The 20,717-nt window shown below is 42.2% G+C and carries 17 protein-coding genes; 8 read left to right on the top strand and 9 right to left on the bottom strand.

Features of this window, described 5'->3' with window-relative positions; translation table 11 throughout:
• Positions 1-15: 15 nt before the first annotated feature.
• Complete coding sequence (gene leuC / locus JMW61_RS13555) at positions 16-1,434, bottom strand: 3-isopropylmalate dehydratase large subunit (protein WP_110922530.1); 1,419 nt, start codon at positions 1,432-1,434, stop codon at positions 16-18.
• 447 nt (positions 1,435-1,881) lie between these two features.
• Between leuC and JMW61_RS13560 the strand changes: the two genes are divergently transcribed.
• Positions 1,882-2,754 (top strand): LysR family transcriptional regulator, encoded by an 873-nt coding sequence (locus JMW61_RS13560; RefSeq protein WP_110922529.1) that lies wholly within the window; start codon positions 1,882-1,884, stop codon positions 2,752-2,754.
• 501 nt (positions 2,755-3,255) lie between these two features.
• Positions 3,256-4,755, top strand: coding sequence for a sodium/proline symporter PutP (gene putP / locus JMW61_RS13565; RefSeq protein WP_201551884.1), 1,500 nt, complete (start codon positions 3,256-3,258; stop codon positions 4,753-4,755).
• A gap of 556 nt (positions 4,756-5,311) precedes the next feature.
• Here putP and JMW61_RS13570 read toward each other — a convergent pair.
• The 3 genes from JMW61_RS13570 to JMW61_RS13580 all read right to left on the bottom strand — a co-directional run bounded on the left by JMW61_RS13570 (position 5,312) and on the right by JMW61_RS13580 (position 8,830).
• Positions 5,312-6,730, bottom strand: coding sequence for an outer membrane protein transport protein (locus JMW61_RS13570; protein WP_201551885.1), 1,419 nt, complete (start codon positions 6,728-6,730; stop codon positions 5,312-5,314).
• 403 nt (positions 6,731-7,133) lie between these two features.
• The gene (locus JMW61_RS13575) at positions 7,134-8,336 is read right to left on the bottom strand and encodes an OmpP1/FadL family transporter (RefSeq protein WP_201551886.1); all 1,203 of its coding nucleotides are present in this window, start codon (positions 8,334-8,336) and stop codon (positions 7,134-7,136) included.
• A gap of 209 nt (positions 8,337-8,545) precedes the next feature.
• On the bottom strand, positions 8,546-8,830 hold the full coding sequence (locus tag JMW61_RS13580) for a SlyX family protein (protein ID WP_201551887.1): 285 nt from the start codon (positions 8,828-8,830) through the stop codon (positions 8,546-8,548).
• 225 nt (positions 8,831-9,055) lie between these two features.
• On the opposite strand from JMW61_RS13580, the gene JMW61_RS13585 reads away from it, so the two are divergent.
• From JMW61_RS13585 to JMW61_RS13610, 6 genes are all read left to right on the top strand, one after another.
• Positions 9,056-10,993, top strand: a complete 1,938-nt coding sequence (locus tag JMW61_RS13585) for an ATP-binding cassette domain-containing protein (RefSeq protein WP_201551888.1) — start codon at positions 9,056-9,058, stop codon at positions 10,991-10,993.
• Positions 10,994-11,465: 472 nt separating this feature from the next.
• Positions 11,466-12,050 (top strand): ubiquinol-cytochrome c reductase iron-sulfur subunit, encoded by a 585-nt coding sequence (gene petA / locus JMW61_RS13590; protein WP_201551889.1) that lies wholly within the window; start codon positions 11,466-11,468, stop codon positions 12,048-12,050.
• 22 nt (positions 12,051-12,072) lie between these two features.
• A complete protein-coding gene (locus tag JMW61_RS13595) occupies positions 12,073-13,278 on the top strand; it encodes a cytochrome b (RefSeq protein WP_181416241.1) in 1,206 nt (401 codons plus the stop codon).
• Positions 13,278-13,991: a cytochrome c1 gene (locus JMW61_RS13600; RefSeq protein ID WP_110922521.1), complete on the top strand. Its 714-nt coding sequence runs from the start codon at positions 13,278-13,280 to the stop codon at positions 13,989-13,991. The genes JMW61_RS13595 and JMW61_RS13600 overlap by 1 nt, the downstream gene beginning before the upstream one ends.
• A gap of 220 nt (positions 13,992-14,211) precedes the next feature.
• Entirely contained in the window at positions 14,212-14,826 is a 615-nt protein-coding gene (locus JMW61_RS13605; protein ID WP_201551890.1) for a glutathione S-transferase N-terminal domain-containing protein, read from the top strand.
• Between the two features lie 401 nt (positions 14,827-15,227).
• On the top strand, positions 15,228-15,665 hold the full coding sequence (locus JMW61_RS13610; RefSeq protein ID WP_201551891.1) for a ClpXP protease specificity-enhancing factor: 438 nt from the start codon (positions 15,228-15,230) through the stop codon (positions 15,663-15,665).
• Between the two features lie 97 nt (positions 15,666-15,762).
• Here the strand turns inward: JMW61_RS13610 and dcd are convergent, their stop codons facing one another.
• The 5 genes from dcd to JMW61_RS13635 all read right to left on the bottom strand — a co-directional run bounded on the left by dcd (position 15,763) and on the right by JMW61_RS13635 (position 20,532).
• Positions 15,763-16,338, bottom strand: coding sequence for a dCTP deaminase (gene dcd, locus JMW61_RS13615; RefSeq protein WP_010199897.1), 576 nt, complete (start codon positions 16,336-16,338; stop codon positions 15,763-15,765).
• A gap of 197 nt (positions 16,339-16,535) precedes the next feature.
• Positions 16,536-17,771 carry an iron-sulfur cluster carrier protein ApbC gene (gene apbC, locus JMW61_RS13620; protein ID WP_201551892.1) on the bottom strand — a complete coding sequence of 412 codons (1,236 nt, stop codon included), beginning with the start codon at positions 17,769-17,771 and terminating at the stop codon, positions 16,536-16,538.
• 375 nt (positions 17,772-18,146) lie between these two features.
• On the bottom strand, positions 18,147-18,947 hold the full coding sequence (locus JMW61_RS13625; protein ID WP_201551893.1) for a 3-hydroxybutyrate dehydrogenase: 801 nt from the start codon (positions 18,945-18,947) through the stop codon (positions 18,147-18,149).
• Positions 18,948-19,103: 156 nt separating this feature from the next.
• Entirely contained in the window at positions 19,104-19,733 is a 630-nt protein-coding gene (locus JMW61_RS13630; RefSeq protein WP_201551894.1) for a 3-oxoacid CoA-transferase subunit B, read from the bottom strand.
• A gap of 94 nt (positions 19,734-19,827) precedes the next feature.
• Positions 19,828-20,532 (bottom strand): CoA transferase subunit A, encoded by a 705-nt coding sequence (locus tag JMW61_RS13635; protein ID WP_197102773.1) that lies wholly within the window; start codon positions 20,530-20,532, stop codon positions 19,828-19,830.
• Between the last annotated feature and the right edge of the window lie 185 nt (positions 20,533-20,717).

A 20,717-nucleotide genomic window follows, 5' to 3' on the forward strand; every position in this document is an offset into this window, starting at 1 on the left:
TGATGCGTATCCGTCTTAGAATGTGCGTACATCTACAAAGTGACCGGCCAATGCGGCTGCCGCTGCCATCGCAGGACTAACCAAATGCGTACGACCACCATTACCCTGACGACCCTCAAAATTACGGTTAGACGTAGAGGCGCAATGCTCTTGTGGCTCAAGCTTATCGGCGTTCATGGCTAAACACATAGAACAGCCCGGCTCACGCCATTCAAAACCAGCGTCAGTAAACAAGGTATTCAAACCTTCTGCTTCTGCTTGCAACTTCACTTGACCAGAACCAGCAACCACAATAGCTTCTTTAATATTGTTAGCCACCTTACGACCTTTGATCACCGCTGCTGCATCACGCAAATCTTCGATACGTGAGTTGGTGCATGACCCAATAAAGATACGATCTAGCTGGATATCGGTAATTTTTTGACCCGCTTCTAAACCCATATAAGTATAGGCACGTAACCAACCTTCTTCTTGCGCTTCATCCACAGCTTGGTCAGGTGTTGGTACTGACTGAGTAATATCGACGACCATTTCAGGTGACGTACCCCATGACACTTGCGGCGCTATTTGGCTACCATCAATCTCGACCACGCTGTCAAATACTGCATCATCATCTGAATACAATGTACGCCAATATTCTTCAGCTTGTTGCCATTGTGATTCCGTTGGTGCATAAGGACGACCTTTCACATAATCAATAGTGATGTCATCGACCGCAACCATACCCACGCGCGCACCCGCTTCGATGGCCATGTTACAGACGGTCATACGACCTTCCATACTCATCTCTTCAAATACTTGCCCAGCAAATTCGATCGCGTAGCCTGTGCCACCCGCTGTACCAATTTTTGCGATGATGGCCAGTACAACATCTTTCGAGGTCACGCCAGCACCTAGCTGACCAGTCACACGAATTTGCATATTTTTTGATTTTTTCTGAATCAGGCATTGAGTGGCCAATACATGTTCCACTTCAGATGTACCGATACCATGTGCCAAGCAGCCAAGCGCACCATGGGTCGCTGTATGTGAATCACCACAAACGACTGTCATGCCTGGTAATACGAGTCCTTGCTCAGGACCAACAACATGTAATATTCCTTGACGAGCATCGTTGATCGTAAATTCAGCGATATCAAACTTAGCACAGTTATCATCCAAGGTGACCACTTGCAAGCGTGATACTTTGTCTTTGATACCAGACACACCTTCTAGGCGCTCTTTAGACACTGTAGGTACGTTGTGATCGGGACTTGCGATATTGGCAGACAAACGCCATGGCGCTCGATTGGCCAATTCCAAACCTTCAAATGCTTGCGGACTTGTCACTTCATGCAGTAGATGACGATCGATATAAATGAGGCTCGAACCATCATCACGTTTAGTGACTTCGTGAGCGTTCCAAAGTTTGTCATATAACGTTTGACTGGCCATGTTGCTATCCTTTATTGGTTGCTAGCTACTTAATTACTCGATGGCTTACACCATAATAAACGAGGATTCTATTTAAAATTTATGTATAACGGCTTGCTGGTATTTTCTTATCAATGCCTATTGGCTTAAAACTGACACTTTTCAATCAATACTTTCATCAAAACAGATCTATCAGGACATCTCTACTCTATAAATACAAAATAACAATTCTCTATTTTTTTATATTTATTGCTGCGATTGAGGCTCAAAACAATTTTTATAGCGTCATTTATCAAGTTAATCTAATAAATATGTCACAATACGTCCTGATGTCTTGTGATTATAGCAGGCTAATCCTATAATAATAATTGATGATTTTTGACCAGACGCAAACTTTTATTTCTAATACATTGTGATTAGGCCAGCCAACTTTTATTTATAGCTCGATAAGTAGCTAAGGACATCCGCTTGAACACCACAAACTTAACGACTTTCGTCACTGTTATGCATACAGGCAGTATCTCAGGCGCGGCAGAAAAGCTGTTTATTACTCAGCCTGCTGTCAGTAAACGCATCAAAAATCTAGAAGATGAATTTAATATTACGTTGTTTGACACAGTAGGACGCGGGATTGTACCGACACAAGCAGCTAATGAGATGCTACCACATGCCAAACGTTGGTTAGAAGATTATGAAAATTTCAAAATCAACCTACAGCACTCTCAACATATTGTATCTGGAAAACTGGTCATCGGTACCAGTCACCACATAGGCTTGCATCATCTAGCCCCTGTGCTTAAACATTTTATTCAAGCTTATCCTGCAGTGCAATTAGAAGTGCATTTTGTCGATTCAGAAAAAGCACACAAGGCCGTGTTAGATGGTGATTTATCGTTGGCTTTCGTCACGCTGCCACCTGTTTATGATAAGCGTTTGACCTATCACACGCTATGGTCAGATCCTCTCTACTTTATGACAGGTACTCTATCGCCTTTAGCGACCAAGTCTAATGTCACTTTAGAGCAATTGGCCCGTTATCCTGCTATTTTGCCATCTGCCAATACCTTTACCAGTCAGATTACCTTAGCTGAATTCGCCAAGCATAACCTCAAACCTTATGCCACGATGAGCACTAATCCACTTGAGTCTATTCGTATGCTCGTTTCTGTTGGACTTGGTTGGTCAGTGTTGCCACAGACCATGATCAGTCAAGATTTGGAACGTATCGATATGGCTGATAACGTTGAGCTACAGCGTCATTTGGGTGTTGTAATCAATCCAAAACTAACACAATCTAGTAGTGTGACAGCATTGTTAGACTTGCTTGCTCCTATCGAATAAAAACTGCTCTCTAAAGATAAATTTCTATAGTTACAATTGGGACAATTTATTGGGGCAAAAAAGCATGCTATTCGCATTTGCGTCAGTCATACGTTATAATACACTCGGCATTGTCTACATAACAAAAACTTACCATATGAACACTGATAGTCATATATTGAAGACTTCTAGTAAGATATGATGGTTAGTAGTAGGTTTGATGGTTTTAAATGATTGGTTATACAGGCGGCTTATATTGATATATAACGAGCAAATGCGAGCAATTAAGACAGATAGAAAGAGTGTAATATTTCTATTGCTCTCAAATGACTGCTTAACTAGTATTAGCCCTAAAACAGCATCAATCATATAAAACTAACAACAGATATTAAATAAAAGCCATTATGTCCTACTTAATGGCTTTTTTTGTCTTTAGATATTGTTTTGGACATCGTCTTGTAACACTTAATATTTACAGTTAAAAATAATTACAGCCAACATGGTTGGTTAAGGATCATTTATATGAACGGAGTTTCTAGTGGCGTGCTGATATCACTCGGCGCCTATTTCTTAGTGATGATTGGGATTGGCATTTACGCTTATTTTAAGCAAGCCAATGATACTGAAGGCTATATGTTAGGGGGTCGTAACTTAGGTCCAGCAGTAACAGCACTTTCGGCAGGTGCATCAGATATGTCAGGTTGGTTATTACTTGGCCTACCTGGTTATATGTTCGCTGATGGTGTGGTTAGTATTTGGATTGCCCTTGGTTTGACATTAGGCGCATTCTTGAACTATCTCATCGTGGCACCGCGTCTTCGTGTTTATACCGAAGTAGCTGATAACGCTATTACCCTACCTGATTATTTCGCCAACCGCTTCGAAGATAAATCACATATGCTGCGGGTTATTTCAGCCGTGGTTATCATCTTGTTCTTCACTGTTTACACCGCAGCCAGCTTAGTAGGTGGTGGTAAACTATTCGAAAGCTCACTCAATCTTTCTTACAGCACAGGTCTATGGGTCACTGCAGGCGTGGTTGTCGCATACACCTTGTTTGGTGGTTTCTTAGCCGTGTCAATGACCGACTTTGTGCAAGGCGTTATCATGCTTTTTGCCATGGTTATCGTACCGGTTGTTGCTTTCACAGACTTAGGTGGTATTTCTGCCACCACAACAGCTGTTAGAAACATTGACCCTAGTTTGCTAGACATTACCAGTGGTATGACGGTTATTGGTATCGTTTCTCTGATGGCATGGAGCTTAGGCTATTTTGGTCAGCCACATATTATCGTTCGTTTTATGGCGATTCGCTCAGTGAAAGACGTTCCTACTGCGCGTAATATCGGTATGAGCTGGATGGTAGTTAGTCTTGTAGGTTCATTGATGACTGGTTTTGCTGGTCGTGCTTATGTACAAAAAACTGCGATGACACTAGACGATCCTGAAACTATCTTTTTAGTATTCACTCAGTTTTTATTCCATCCCTTAGTATCAGGTTTCTTATTAGCCGCTATTTTGGCCGCTATTATGAGTACGATTTCTTCACAGCTATTGGTGGTATCAAGCTCACTAACCAAAGATGTGTACAAATTATTCTTTGATCAAGATGCACCAGAAGCTCGCCAAGTACTGGTTGGACGTATTTCTGTAGTCGCTGTTGCTTTAGTATCAATCTTACTTGCCTCTAATCCTGAAAGCTCTGTACTAAGCCTTGTATCTAATGCATGGGCTGGATTTGGTGCAGCATTTGGACCATTGGTTATATTTAGCTTGATATGGCGTGGTATGAACCGCAACGGTGCGGTTGCTGGTATGGTCATTGGTGCTTTGACCGTCATTCTATGGATATATGGTCCATTCGAGATGAATGGTATGGCATTGAATAGCTGGTTATATGCTATCGTTCCAGGCTTTGTATTAAGTACGATTGCAATCTTTGCTGTTAGTATCATGACTGGTGGTCCAAGACCTTCAGTATCTGCTAAGTTCGAAGAGATGGAGCTGAACCTAAACAAGTAACTTTGTTTAGCACTTTTAGCTTATCGCAATAAAAAAACCTCGCCATGATTGGCGAGGTTTTTTGTTGACTACAATTAATGTAAAAGTAACTAGAACCTAAATCAACTCACTTCGAGCTTATCGCTTAGTACCTACCATATGTTGGCAATGCCAAATTACTACAACGACAGTACCAACACCTCTACTTTCTTTGTGAAAAGATATAAACAGTCGCTAATTATTCTTTCAGACTGTCATGTAAAGATTCCATCAATAGATCGCTATAGTATCCAATCGTAGCGCTATACTTCTCAGATAACCCCACATAGTATACAAGATGAAACTCTATAGCTTAACTTAAACCCTCTCTATAGCGTCAATCCACATAGCCCACAGTAATTTATCACCTGCCCTATATTTACTCATAACGGTTGCAGCAATCAGCATTTTTTCACTGAACAGCATGTCCTATTATTCGTTATCAAACTCTTTATAAGAAAGTTCACATAAAAAATGCCATAAAAAAGCGACCTTTAGATGGTCGCTTTTTTTGCTACATAACACTTATCAGTTAATACTATTTTGCTTGATAGGAAACTTTTAGACCAGCGATGAAGCCATCGTTGTCTTGGAAGTCACCAACGAGTTTATCACTAGGTAACTGTCCTTTTGCATCACCGAACCACAGATATTTACCACCAGCTGATACAGCCCAGTTCTCAGTGAAATTGTACTTAGCACCAAGACCAACACTATAGTAACCTTCAACAGGGCCTAACGACGTCGTTGGATCACCAGCGCCACTATCCCAACCAACCGTACCACTGATTGCTAGTGCTGGTGCTACACGTTTAGCTAAACCAAGCTCTACCATCCACTGATCTTCAGTATATTCAACCAAGTTTAGACCATCAGGGCCATAACTTATTTTACTAGTATCATTATAAAGTGGTGGTGTAATGACAAAATCACTCCACGGTACCCAGCGTACTTTTGCCGTCGCTAGTGTCGTAGGGTTGATACCAGTTTGAAAATCAAAGTTTACTGATTTAGGTGTAGTAATCTCATAGTTACTGGCTCTATTTGATAATGCCGTAGCCTGTTCTGCAGTTGCTCCTGCTGCTACGGCTCTGATAGCTACTAACGGGTAACTCTCAGCGATATCTACATTGTGTTCAATCTCAGAACGGTACGTCAACGCCGCTTTTAGTGCAATTTCAGGCTTACTATAGGCAATACCTGCGATGTAACCATAATCCATATCAGGATTACTGGTTGAGGTATAACCACTAGCAGGACCGTAAGCCAGTCCACGCAGTTTGGTTTCTGCTTGAATACGCTGTGCCACTGGGCCGCCATAAATTTGGAAGTTTTTATTAGCGCCAAACTTCATACCAAGAATACCGGTTAGGCTTTGGCTACGAACCTCTACATTGGTTTCTTCACCTGCGGTACTTGCTTCGGCTGTTGCGACTGCCACTGCGCCACGTAACCCATCTAATGTAGCTTGCTGTGCTTCAGGTAGCGAACCGTCAAATGGTTCAAGTGCATCGATTCCAGCCTGTGCTGCTGCTAGGCTTGGAGCGGCGCCGCCAGTAATGGAAGCGACGGAAGCATCCATATCCCCTTGCGATACAAAGTTACTTTGAGTGTATCCAGCAGCAGCACCAAAAGGCTCATCATATAAGACACCAATACTAAAAGTATCATTGATATCAGCTTTTACGCCATAGCGGAAAAAGTCATAACTTTCAGCGATATCGCCCGTTTTATCACCACGTACATAATCATTTTGAGAAGGATTAGTATTAGCACTGTCGTAACCACTCACATCAGCATCGATGTAGGTATAAACGGCTTCAGCATAGGTGCCATCTTGGAAAAAAGCGGTGACATCTTGACCTGAACGATCGAGACCAGCTGCATTGGTGACGCTGGCTATAGAAAGAGTAGCAATCGCTACTGCGAGGGTTTTTAAATGAAAGTGATTGCGCATTGTGTATCTCCAACGGTCCTTGTTGTATTACTACTTTAACAATCAATATGTAGCATTGCTGCGCTTAACATTGAGGTTATCAAAGTCGTGTCCTAAGTTGAATACTAATGCCTTTTTGACACTAAAACAACAATTAAAGTGCTTTATTTCCCTATTATGACTGGACAGTACAAATACCATATAAATATAATACTGGTATATGTTTTTAAGATATGGTTGTCATTTAAATAATATTAGAAGTGCTTATATACGGCTGCTAGATACGGAATCGGCAGCAGTTAAGCACACGAAGATAGCAATTACTTTCCTTAGAAGTATTAATGCACGCACAAAAAAACGACTCATTATGAGTCGTTTTTTTTGCTGCTAAATTATACATTCAACAATATGATGGACGTATGCCTTATAGAGCTTGGTAAGAAACTTTTACGCCAAGTACAAAACCATCATTGTCTTCAAAGTTAGCAACAGTGTTACCAGTTGGCACTTGACCATCAGCATCACCAAGCCATAAATATTTACCACCAGCTGAGATTGCCCAGTTTTCAGTGACATTATACTTAGCACCTAAACCAGCACTATAGTAGCCTTCAGTAGGCCCTAATGAGGTCACAGGGTTACCAGCACCACTATCCCAACCTACAGTACCACTTACTGCTAGAGCTGGCGCTAGGCGCTTCGCTAGACCTAGCTCGACTACCCATTGATCTTCATCATAGCTTACTAATGGTAGGCCATCTGGTTGATAGGCAGTGTTCAGCTTGCTAACGTCATTATATAATGACGGTACAATTGAAAAATCACTCCATGGCACCCAACGTACTTTTGCTGTGACTAAAGTCGTAGGATTAATACCAGTCTGAAAATCAAAGTTTACTGACTCAGGGGTAGTAATATCAATATCACCTGATCTTGGACCATATCCAGGGAAGCTTGCTACTGCAGGATAACTTTCAGCAGCATCAGCTGTATGCTCGATTTCTGAGCGATAGGTTAAAGCAGCTTTCAATGCAATTTCAGGTTTGCTGTATGCAACACCAGCAATATAGCCATATTCTTGATCTGTACTAATATGTGTCGTATAACCATTAGCAGCACTATAAGCTGTACCACGCAGCTTTACATCAGCTTGTACACGTTGAGCGACTGGGCCACCATATACTTGGAAGTTCTTGTTTTCACCAAATTTAGCACCGACAATACCTGTAATGCTTTCGGTACGTACTTCTACATTTGTACCTTCACCATTTCTAGGTGAAGCGGTATTTTGGTCGACAAAGTTGTTGTTACCGCTATAGTCAGCCGCTGCACCAAAAGGCTCGTCATATAAGATACCAACACTAAAAGTATCATTGACGTCTGCTTTTACGCCATAACGAAAGAAATCATAAGATTCTGCAATATCACCAATTTTATTACCTGAGACGTCATTGCCTGTCACATCAGCATCGATATAAGTATAGACGGCTTCAGCATAAGTGCCATCTTGTAAAAATGCGGTGATATCCTGACCTGAGCGATCAAGACCAGCAGCACTAGCAATGCTAGTAATAGAAAGTGCAGCAACAGCTACTGTAAGAGTTTTTAAATGAAAGGTGTTGCGCATTATATGTCTCCAAACGTCCGCATTGTTTTACTGCTTTACCCATTTTTGACGAGTAAGTAGTATCCGAGATGGAGAATAGTAATGATTTTCTAACATTAAAACAACTATAAGAATACATTATTTCTTCATTATGACCAGATAGTCATAATATAGTGCCTTTATATAAATACGTGAATATAATTTTATTAGCGGTTCAATATTTATATATATCAATAATGAGGTGGTCTGTCTGCCATCACATCAAATGGTGCAATGCCAGTTTCTGTATCTTGACTATCCACTTGCTTATAAAGCAGCTGCAACTGTCGTTGTAGTGTCTGAATATCTTTATCTTGCCGTGCAATCACCGCATCGAGTCTCTCTACTGTCATCTCAAGATGCGCCATGCTCATTTGCAGGTCCATAATTTGTTGCGTTTGTAATTCAGCATGCACAGTTGAGTCATCGGTTTGAGCATCCTTTCGAGCGCTGTCTTGAGTGTTAGATTGATTCATGTCTTTCTCTGAGTTATCGTAAATATAAAGCTAGTAGAATTGGTTACATAAGCAAATGAGTAACCGATATATTACCGCTATTAAAAAATAAGACTTTTAAAACAGTAGCTATAAATAGTGTGTATAAAACTATTTACACTCACTACAGTCACGTAGTGGCATGTTATACTGCTAGCAATTCTGCAACAACCCCTACCTCACTATTATATAAGCTTAAGATACTCTATGGCACTGATACATTTAAAAGATATTCACCTTGCATTTGGCGTCGCCCCTGTACTTGATGGCATTGATTTTGCTATCGAAGCAGGCGAGCGCGTCTGTCTAATTGGCCGTAATGGCGAAGGCAAATCCACTTTATTTAAATTGATTAGCGGCACATTACAACCTGATAGTGGCGAAGTCATTATCAATAGTAGCGTACGTGTTGCGATGCTAGAACAAGACGTTCCTGAAACCAGTGGACGTATTTTAGATATCGTTATGGGTGGCAGCCGCCGCACGGCCGATCTGCTTATCAACTATAACGCCCAAACTGATTTATGTGCAAATGGCGATATGGATGCCTGCGAGCGTATGGCAGATTTGCAACATGATATCGATGCGGTACATGGCTGGGATTTAGAGCGCGAAGCCACTCGCCTAATCAAAACGATGGGGCTTAACCCAGACGATGATTTGTCTTCATTATCAGGTGGCCGTAAGCGCCGTGTACTACTGGCACGCTCTTTAGTGACCAAACCTGATGTACTGCTTCTCGATGAACCAACCAACCATTTGGATGTTGATAGTATTGAATGGTTAGAGCGCTTTTTATTAGACTGGCAAGGTCTGACACTATTGTTCGTCACGCATGATAGAGCATTTGTTAATAAACTATCGACTCGCATCATTGAGCTTGATCGTGGTCAGCTGACCAGCTATGACGTCACTCAAGGCGAAGGTGGCTACGCACGCTATCAAGAGCTAAAAGAGCTACAGTTACTGGCTGAAGAAAAGAATAACGCTAACTTTGATAAAAAGCTGGCACAAGAAGAAGTTTGGATTCGCCAAGGTATCAAAGCCCGTCGTACCCGTAACGAAGGCCGTGTCCGTGAGCTAAAAGCTTTACGTGAAGAGCGTAGCGATCGTCGTGAGCAAGTTGGTAATGTAAACATTACGATGGGTCAAGGCGAGAAAAGCGGCAAGCTCGTCTGTAAAGTTAAAAACTTACATCTTGAATATGACGGTAATGTATTGGTTGAAAACTTTACGACGACCATCATGCGCGGCGATAAAATCGGTATTGTTGGGCCTAACGGTGCTGGTAAAACCACCCTTATTAAAGCCCTACTGGATATGTCTGATGACGAAGTCACAAAATCTGGTAGCGTTGAATTAGGGACCAACCTAAAAATTGCTTTCTTCGACCAGTTGCGTGATCAGTTAGACCTTGAAGCCAGTGTGGCGCAAAACGTCTCAGAAGGCTCGGATTTTGTAGAAGTGGGTGGTCGTAAGACGCACATCATGAGCTATTTGCAAGATTTCTTGTTTGCTCCAGAGCGTGCACGTACACCAGTTAAAGCATTATCAGGTGGTGAGCGTAACCGCGTCCTACTTGCCAAGCAATTATTGAAACCTGCCAACATTCTGGTACTTGATGAGCCGACCAACGATTTGGATATGGCAACCCTTGAGCTACTAGAAGAGTCAGTCGCCAGCTTTGGTGGTACGATTTTGCTCATCAGTCATGATCGTTCATTCATGGACAACGTCGTTACCTCAACATGGGTATTTGGCGAAGACGAAGATGGTAGAGGTACTGTCAGCGAGTATGTCGGTGGCTATCAAGAGTATTTGGTACAAAAAAACCGTGAAGAAGCAGCAAAGGCGGCTAGAACACCAGTAATCAATACAGCAGGTAAAGCAGCCAGTAAACCAACTGCCGCAAAGCCTAGCAAAGCTGCCAAAAAGCTTAACTTTAATGAGCAGCGCGAACTGGACAATTTGCCAAAAGAAATCGCGGCACTAGAAGCAGAACAAGCTCAACTACAAGAGAAACTGGCTGATGGCTCATGGTTCACGACTGATATCACTGCAGCCACTGCCGCGAGCGAACGTCTGCTAACGATTGAAGACGAGATGATGAGCAAGCTTGAACGCTGGAGTACGCTAGAAGGCTAAGTATTCGTTTTAGGTTTTTTGATAAGTGCCTATTTGATGGGCATTTATAGTGATAAGCAGTTAAATATTAAAAAATAATCACCACTTGATTGTACAAAGTGGTGATTATTCGTTTATAGCGACTTACAAAGCAGTTAGATAGTGAAAGTTACCTTAATTTCAAGTATCATTCGCTATTGCTAAATATCCTTATTAATTATAAGGTCATCCGCATTTATAATCCTTGCTAGAAAACAGAGTCTAGATAGTGATAAACCATCTACTTTACTTAGGTTATCGCTTTCAACCTTATAATATATCCTATTAAGGTTGCTTTATTTTTAACGCAATAATTTATTTTATCACCGAAATAGCTTAGAATAGCAACAATTAGCAAAATTAGGCATAGCCAAAGTGGCTTGATATTATATATTTTATAAGTCACAAACCCAGTGTGGGATAATCCCATTTCATTCACCTGGAGGAAGTATTAATGAGCCAAGCCGAAGGCGTTAATGTACAACGCCGTAGAGTTCTTATTGCCTCAACTGCCGCGATTGGTGCAGTTGGAGTCGCTGCTGTGGCAACACCTTTTGTCCGTTCTTGGTATCCAAGCGCTAAAGCTGAGGCTGCAGGGGCTGCAGTGACCCAAGACATTGGTTCTATCGAAGCAGGACAGATGATTGTTGTCAAATACCGTGGTAAACCTATCTATGTGGTTAAACGTACCGAAGAAATGATTGCAGGACTAGAGTCAGTCAAACCATTATTGTCTGATCCTGAGTCTGCAGCATCGTTACAGCCTGAATATTGCAAAAATCCTACTCGCTCTTTAGAACCAACTGTGTTGGTCGTCGAAGGCGTTTGTACGCATCTAGGCTGTGCACCGAACTATCGTCCTGATGTTGGTGCAGCTGATTTGGGTGGTAATGACTGGTTTGGTGGATTTTTCTGCCCGTGTCATGGGTCTAAATATGACTTAGCCGGTCGCGTCTTTAGTGGCGTTCCAGCACCGCTTAATTTACCTATTCCAGAGTACAACATGGATGGTACCATCTTGACGGTTGGGGAGGCTTAATATGAGTATGGGTAAAAAGTTAATGCATTGGGTGGACGCTCGTTTTCCAGCGACCGAAACCTATGAATACCATATGTCAAAGTACTATGCACCAAAGAACTTTAACTTTTGGTACTTCTTTGGCGTATTGTCAATGATTGTACTGGTTAACCAATTGGTGACTGGTATTTGGCTGACGATGATGTATAACCCAAGTGCCGAAGGGGCGTTTGCATCTGTTGAATACATCATGCGTGATGTAAAAGGCGGCTGGCTCATTCGTTATATGCACTCGACTGGCGCATCAGCGTTCTTCGTCGTGGTATATTTGCATATGTTCCGCGCATTACTATATGGTTCATACCAAAAACCGCGTGAGCTTATTTGGCTCATCGGTATGGGTATCTACCTAGCGCTAATGGCAGAAGGCTTCTTTGGTTATCTATTACCTTGGGGTAACATGTCATTCTGGGGTGCACAGGTTATTTTGAACCTTCCTGCTGCCCTACCTGTGATCGGCGATGGTCTTGCTGAATGGGTACGTGGTGATTATATTATCTCTGGCATTACGCTAAACCGTTTCTTTGCTCTACACGTTGTTGCTATTCCATTAGTACTGGTAGGCTTAGTATTTATGCATTTGGTGGCACTGCATCACGTGGGTTCGAACAACCCTGATGGCATTGACATTAAAAAGCTAAAAGATAAAAATGGTGTGCCATTAGACGGTATCGAATTCCATCCGTACTACACTGTGCATGACATGGTTGGTATTGTTGTGTTCTTCATCTGCTTCTTTGCAGTGGTATTCTTCTTCCCAGAAGGCGGCGGTTTCTTCCTTGAGCCACCAAACTTTGAGACAGCGAACTCACTGAAAACACCAGCACATATTGCACCAGTATGGTACTACACGCCGTTCTACGCTATTTTACGTGCAGTTCCTGATAAGCTAGGTGGTGTGGTCGCGATGGGTGCTGCAATTGCCGTACTATTCTTGATACCATGGTTGGATAGATCACCAGTACGTTCTATACGCTATAAAGGCATATTGTCTAAGATTGCTTTAACAGTATTCGCTATTAGCTTTGTCGTACTAGGCTACTTGGGTGCAACACCAACGACCCCAACAGCAACTTTAATGGCTCGTATATTTACGGTCTTGTATTTCTTATTCTTCTTATTGATGCCGTTCTACACTGCTATTGAGAAGTGTAAACAGCCACCAGAACGCGTTACCGGAGGTCACTAATGAACACGCTAATTAAATCCCTAGCTGGTCTAGGCTTGGGCGCGGCATTAACCTTGACTGCTGGTACCGCAATGGCCGAAGGTAGTGGCTGTGGTACGTTCACTAATGCCGATGGCGTTGATGAACATCTGGCTTGTAGTACAGCTCCTATTGATTTTACCAATAAGGGCTCGCTACAAAACGGTGCTAAGATTTTTATGAACTACTGTGCTGGGTGTCACTCAGCCAAGTATGTTCGTCATTCGCGCATTGCCAAAGATTTAGAGATACCGCCTGAGTTGGTTGAAAAGTATCTGATGGTCACCACCGATCAAATCGGTGACCATATCACTGCTGAGATTGATCCTGATATTCAAGCATCTTGGTTTGGTGCTGCACCTCCGGATTTGTCACTTGAGACAAGACTACGCGGCGATGATTGGGTATATACTTACCTACTGTCGTTTTATGAAGATCCAAACCGTCCTTGGGGCGCTAACAACCTAGTGCTTAAAAATGCTGCTATGCCTCACGTCTTGCACAACATGCAAGAAAAATTGAGTGCAGAAGAGTTTGAGAGCGAAGTTGGTGACTTAGTGAACTTCATGGCATGGATGGGTGAACCTGCTCGTCATGACCGTCAAGTGATTGGTTTCTTTGTGATTCTATTCTTACTAGTACTGCTCATTCCAGTTTACTTGCTGAACAAAGAATTCTGGAAAGATGTAAAGTAAGGTAGTAGTAGTAGTAGTAGTAGAAACATAAAAAACGAGCATGACATTAGGCACTACTTCGGTAGTGCCTTTTTCTATTCTGATAAACCATTAAATAGTAGAACTATCGCCAAAGAAGTAGACAAATAAAGCGCTCACAAGCAATGTTTACGTACGTTGCCTTGATAATCAGGGCAACTTTGTTTACGATGATAGTCTTTACTAATAACATTAGGCTTTCATGATTGATGCGAACGACATTCCAAGTAGTCAGCTGATTTTGTACGCTGATGACGGCTACGACAGTCATGTGGTACGCCTATTACTTGAAGAAAAAAAGCTCGCCTACTATTTATCACGTTTACATTCCGAGCGTCCTGAAGATTTGACTGAGCTGAACCCCTATCATACTTTACCTGTCCTGCAGCAGCGAGAAATTGCGCTTTATGAGATCAATGTTATCTTTGAGTATCTCGAAGAACGCTATCATACAAACAAGCTATTGCCTGATACACCGCAAGAGCGTGCACAGTTCAGACAATTAGCATGGCGTATTCAGCGTGATTGGCTCTCACTTGGTAAACGCCTACTCGTACACCCAGATAGCTTTAATAAAGCACAAGCAGCGGTTGCTAAAAAACAGCTGAGTGACTCGCTTATTACCTTATCGCCTTTGTTTGCCCATAAGCCTTATTTTATGGCAGATGAATTTGGCTGGTGTGACATACTATTAGCACCGTTATTGTGGCGACTTGAAGAGATGAATATAGAACTACCTCGCGCTATTAGTCGTCCACTATTTGATTATCAAAAGCGTGTCTTTGAACGCGATAGCTTTCAAAAAAGTGTGCGTTGATTAAACAGCTGGCTTAGAATAGAAAATTATTAGAATAGAAGTTAAATAGGGTCTGTTGAACATTCAAATGTGGTGCTGGCAGTCACCATTTTTTAGACAATATGCAGTGAAATTTTTGACGCCTAGTTATTCTAGGTTAGACAATTTCGCCATATATTGGCAAAAAAGAGTACTGCCCTGAAAGGCTGATGCTAAAATCACCTCAAACGTTGTTACAAACCTAGCTAAGGTCTCGACATTATCGTCGGCTTGCGCCTAGTTTGGTGCAATTTTAGCAATCAGCAGCTCTAATATTTGAATGTTCAACAGACCCTAATATTTATTTAGGTTTTTTCAATGAACAAGCTACTCCAAGAAGTATCTGTTCACTCTTAAAAATAATTCGTATAGGAAATCATCAAATGAGCGAAACCACCTCTATTACCCCAACACGTCCTTATATGGTGCGCGCACTGTATCAGTGGATAGAAGACAATGCACTTACCCCGTATCTAATGGTTGATGCCACTGCTGAAGAAGTACAGATTCCAAGAGAGCATGTGCAAGATGGTCGCATCGTGCTCAATATTGCGAGCCGTGCAACTGGTAATATGAGTATGGGGAACGACTATATTAACTTCAGTGCCCGCTTCGGCGGTGTATCGCAAGAAATTTGGGTGCCACTGACTGCAGTGTTAGGTATCTATGCAAAAGAGAACTCACAGGGTATGTTCTTTGATCCTAACGAATATGATAATTACGTACCTGAAGAAGATTCAGACATTACGGTTAAGACAGTCCCTACTGCTGCGCCCAAGCCAAAACGTGATAATAAAGCAGGCTTAAAAGTCTTAAAATAACTGACTCAACAGAGTGAGTAGGTCTAAAACCGTAAAAAGGCCAGTCATATTAATTATGACTGGCCTTTTTTGTGCTGCATATCGCCTAAGACATAATCTAGGTTCTTGGTAGCGTCACACCGCGCTGACCTTGGTATTTACCACCGCGATCTTTGTAACTGGTCTCACAAACGTCATCAGCATCACTTTGGAAAAATAGCATTTGTGCCACACCTTCTCCGGCATAGATACGTGCTGGTAGATTGGTAGTATTACTAAACTCTAAAGTGACGTGCCCTTCCCACTCTGGCTCAAGCGGCGTCACGTTGACGATAATACCGCAACGCGCATACGTTGATTTACCTAGGCAAATAGTCAATACATCACGTGGAATACGGAAATATTCCATGGTACGCGCCAATGCAAATGAGTTTGGCGGAATAATACACTCGTCACCAACGATATCAATAAAGCTTTTTTCATCGAAGTTTTTAGGATCTACTACGACTGAATGTACGTTGGTGAATACCTTAAACTCAGGGGCACAGCGCACGTCATAACCATAGCTTGACGTACCATAGCTCACCAAACGCTCGCCAGCATCGTTAAAGCGTACTTGACCCGCTTCAAATGGCTCAATCATGCCATGCTCTTCAGCCATTTTACGAATCCAGCGATCAGATTTGATAGACATTGTTATTCCTTAGCAAATATTTAATAGCGACGATTATACGGAATTGATGACTCAATTTATAGGGTAACGACGACTTTAAAATCCACCACACTATTAGATTGATAAATCAAATCGATGATTAGACAACTCTCAATACCCTCATTCCATATATACCAAATGTTAAGCGTTGAGATTGAGACATCTACACTGAAGAACTATCAGAAAATTCGCTTATCATCGACAGGCTTTGCGAATTTATTAATATTGGTTTCGATGTTTTTAGCAATGCTCAAATAATATGGCGCAAACTCATCATCGGCCAACACACTTGGTTCGCCTTTATCCACTTGTGCACGAATACCGCTAGCTAAAGGCAACTGCCCTAATAATGGCACATGATATTGTTCAGCGATTTTTTCACCACCACCCGTACCAAAAATAGCTTCGGTATGGTTACAGTTACTACAAGTGTGTAGCGCCATGTTCTCGACCACACCAAGCACAGGAATATGAGTTTTATTGAACATCTCGATGCCTTTTTGTGCATCCAATAAAGCAACATGCTGCGGGGTCGTCACAATCACAGCTCCGGTGACTGGAATGCGCTGTGCCAATGTCAGTTGTATATCGCCAGTACCGGGTGGCATATCGATCACCAAATAATCTAGCTGCGGCCAGTTGGTTTGATTATATAGCTGCATCAAAGCACCGGTCGCTTTAGGTCCACGCCACGCGACAGGCGTGTTGTCGCCATCGAGTAAGCTACCAATTGATAGCATTGCTATGCCATGTGCATCAACAGGTACGAATTGCTCGTTCTCTAGTTGTGGCTTCACATCGGCAACACCCAACATCGTAGGCATACTAGGACCATAAATGTCAGCATCAAGCACACCAACACGATTGCCAAGCTTTTGTAATGCCAATGCGATATTGACTGTCGTTGTCGATTTGCCGACGCCGCCCTTACCTGATGCCACCACGATAATATGGCGAATACGCGGATGTGCTGCTAACGATGCTTGTGTCGGTGCCGCTTTAGTAATCGGTGGTTCAGCATTGTTATCATTATTACTATTGTCATCAGGATTGGCTACAGGCTTGCTTTGACTATCCATAGCATTGGTCGTCTTCGGCATTTTCTTTGGTAAACTTGAACCTGAGCCTTTTTCTGGCGCTGGTAGACGTACATTCATATGAATCGTCGTAATACCATGCGGATGCAGTAATTGACCCAGTTCTTGCTGAATGGCTTCAGGCTTACTCTCTTGCGGTAGACGCAAGTCTAAAGTGAGCTGATCGCCGTCGCGATTAAGACCCGTTACCATAGTGGCAATACTGACCGTACCGACTTCATAACCAAGTAATACCTTGTCCACAGCACTATCTCGAGCCGCTCGCTGCTCTGGCGTTTCTGGTTTATTGGTGGGAGTTTTCTTCATAAAGTTAAACATAGCGACCATTACTGCCTATACAAGTGGGTTGGTATGCTAAAACAGCTCGTTCAACACCATAGTAGATATAATAAACCATATACTATATGAGCGTTTAGCCAGACCTTTTATCGTGATAGTGTAGCTGAATTACAAGCATAAAAAAACCACAACGCCAGTAGGACTGAGCTTTGCTACATATGTTCTACTGTGAGCCAAGTTTGCTGCCTGCTATTTCTTAAACTATCTCAACCATTAGTCAAAAAACAGACAGGAAAAAACAATAAAAAAGAGCCAATCTAATTGGCTCTAATGGGTATAAAACAAGATGCTGATCGGATAAGAATCTAGAAGAAAACGAGTGGCTATTCCATCGAATGGATAGTTACTGATTTCTTAGTTCATAAACCAACCATGACTGGCAACAATAGATTGTCCAGTGAATACATTGGTTGGGAACGCCGCTAAAAATAGCGCCAATTGCGCAATGTCTTCTACCGTCGTAAATTCTTTGTCTACCGTATTAACCAACATGATATCGTTAATGACCGACTCTTCACTGATACCCTTTTCAGCTGCTTGCTCTGGGATTTGTTTTTCTACCAAAGGTGTTTTAACAAAGCCTGGACAAATCACATGCGAACGTACTTTATGTGCTGCACCTTCTTTGGCCAATACACGGCACAGACCTAGTAATCCGTGCTTGGCGGTCACATAAGGGGCTTTATATAATGAGGCCTCATGCGAATGAGCAGAGCCCATATAAATGACCGTGCCGCCTTTATCGCCTTTATACATATGCTTAATCGCTGCTTTGGTGGTTAAAAATGCACCGTCCAAATGGATATTGAGCATTTTTTTCCAATCGCTGAAAGCCATTTTATCTATAGGGTCAATGATCTGAATACCAGCATTAGAGACCAAAATATCAATGCCGCCAAAGGTATCTACTAGCTGCTGTACACCTTCGTTGACTGCATCTTCTGACGTAACATCCATGGCAATCGCGAGAGCACGTCCGCCAGCCGCTTCAATAGCATCAACGGTTTTTTGCGCCGCTTCAATATTGATATCAGCAATACCAACCGCTGCCCCTGCTTTTGCATAAGTTTCAGCGATGTCACGTCCGATACCACTTGCAGAGCCAGTGACTAACGCTACTTTGCCTGTCAAATCTTGTTGTAGTTGGGTCGCCATACATATTCCTTATAATGGTCTAAAATATTGTTAGTTTTTATAAAAATAGAACTGAATGAATACGCCACTATAATTATAGTGGCGTATTTATCTGAGGGATGGAGCTCATTAATGTTAAGACAATCACATTACAGTAAAGAGCTTACTGTACAAAGTTTACTGGATAATGTTTACTGGCGTTTTTTCTTGTAACGCTTCAAAGCTCACACCCTCTGCTAACTCAACCAATTTTAACCCGCTGTCAGTCACATCTAATACGGCAAGCTCGGTGATGATACGATCAACCACGCCTTTGCCAGTCAATGGTAGCTCACAATTGGCCAGAATTTTTGGGTCGCCGTGTTTATTAACTTGTTCCATTAGGACAATCACGCGCTGCACACCTGCGACCAAATCCATCGCACCGCCCATGCCTTTGACCATCTTTTTTGGAATCATCCAGTTGGCCAAATCGCCATTTTCTGATACTTCCATCGCACCCAATATCGCCAAATTGACATGGCCACCGCGAATCATTGCAAAAGACTCTGAGCTGCTAAAATAGCTGGAGCCTGGCGCTGCTGTGACCGTTTGCTTGCCAGCATTAATCAAGTCAGCATCAACGTTATCTGCTGTTGGGAACTCGCCAATACCTAGTAAGCCGTTCTCTGATTGTAACCACACGTCCACGCCTTCAGGAATATAGTTAGCGACCAACGTTGGTAGACCAATGCCTAAATTTACGTAATAGCCGTCTTGTAGTTCCTGTGCAGCACGCTGCGCCATTTGTTCTCTTGTCCATGCCATGGTAAATTCCTTATTTCTACGATATTCTATTTTTGTTCATTTAGACTGCTAATTATTTTCAATTAAGCTTCGACCACGTTTTTATTTAAGCACCTTACACTGCTTTAATTGTCGTTTTTTCGATGCGTTTTTCAGGGCTATTGTTCAATACAATACGTTGAACGAAGATACCCGGCAGATGCACTTCATCTGGATCAAATGTACCCGTCTCTACAATCTCTTCGACTTCAACAATTGTGATTTTACCTGCCATTGCACAGTCTGGGTTGAAGTTACGAGCAGTTTTGTTAAATATTAGATTACCTGCTTTATCAGCCTTTTGCGCCTTGATTAATGCCACATCAGCACGTAATGAATGCTCCAACACATAAGTGCGACCATCAAAATCACGCGTCTCTTTACCTTCAGCGACCAGAGTACCTACGCCTGTTGCGGTATAAAACGCAGGGATACCTGCCCCGCCTGAGCGCAATTTTTCAGCCAATGTTCCTTGCGGCGTCAGCTCAACTTCTAACTCGCCAGCTAAATATTGACGCTCAAATTCTTTGTTTTCACCAACGTATGATGAAATCATTTTTTTGATTTGACGAGTTTGTAGTAATAGCCCAAGACCGAAGTCATCCACGCCCGCGTTATTACTGATACAGGTTAGACCCTTAACTTTACTATCACGCAATGCTTCGATTAACGATTCTGGAATGCCGCATAGACCAAAGCCACCAATAGCAAGCGTTTGCCCATCAGTCACGACGCCTTTTAGCGCCTCTTCAGCACTACTGTATATCTTTGATTGACTCATACTTATCTCCTATGATTATCATTTATATTTTTAATCCTTGCATAAACCAATGCTGAATTAAGTATCTCAATTATCCGTTTGATTTTCGCTTTTAATAAGACCTAACAGTGAAAACTCATCATGCTTATTTTTTTTCGCGTTATAGCCTTGTATAGTCGATTCGATTCAATTTAAAAATATTACAA

It is taken from the genome of Psychrobacter fjordensis (assembly GCF_904845995.1).
Lineage (GTDB): Bacteria > Pseudomonadota > Gammaproteobacteria > Pseudomonadales > Moraxellaceae > Psychrobacter > Psychrobacter fjordensis.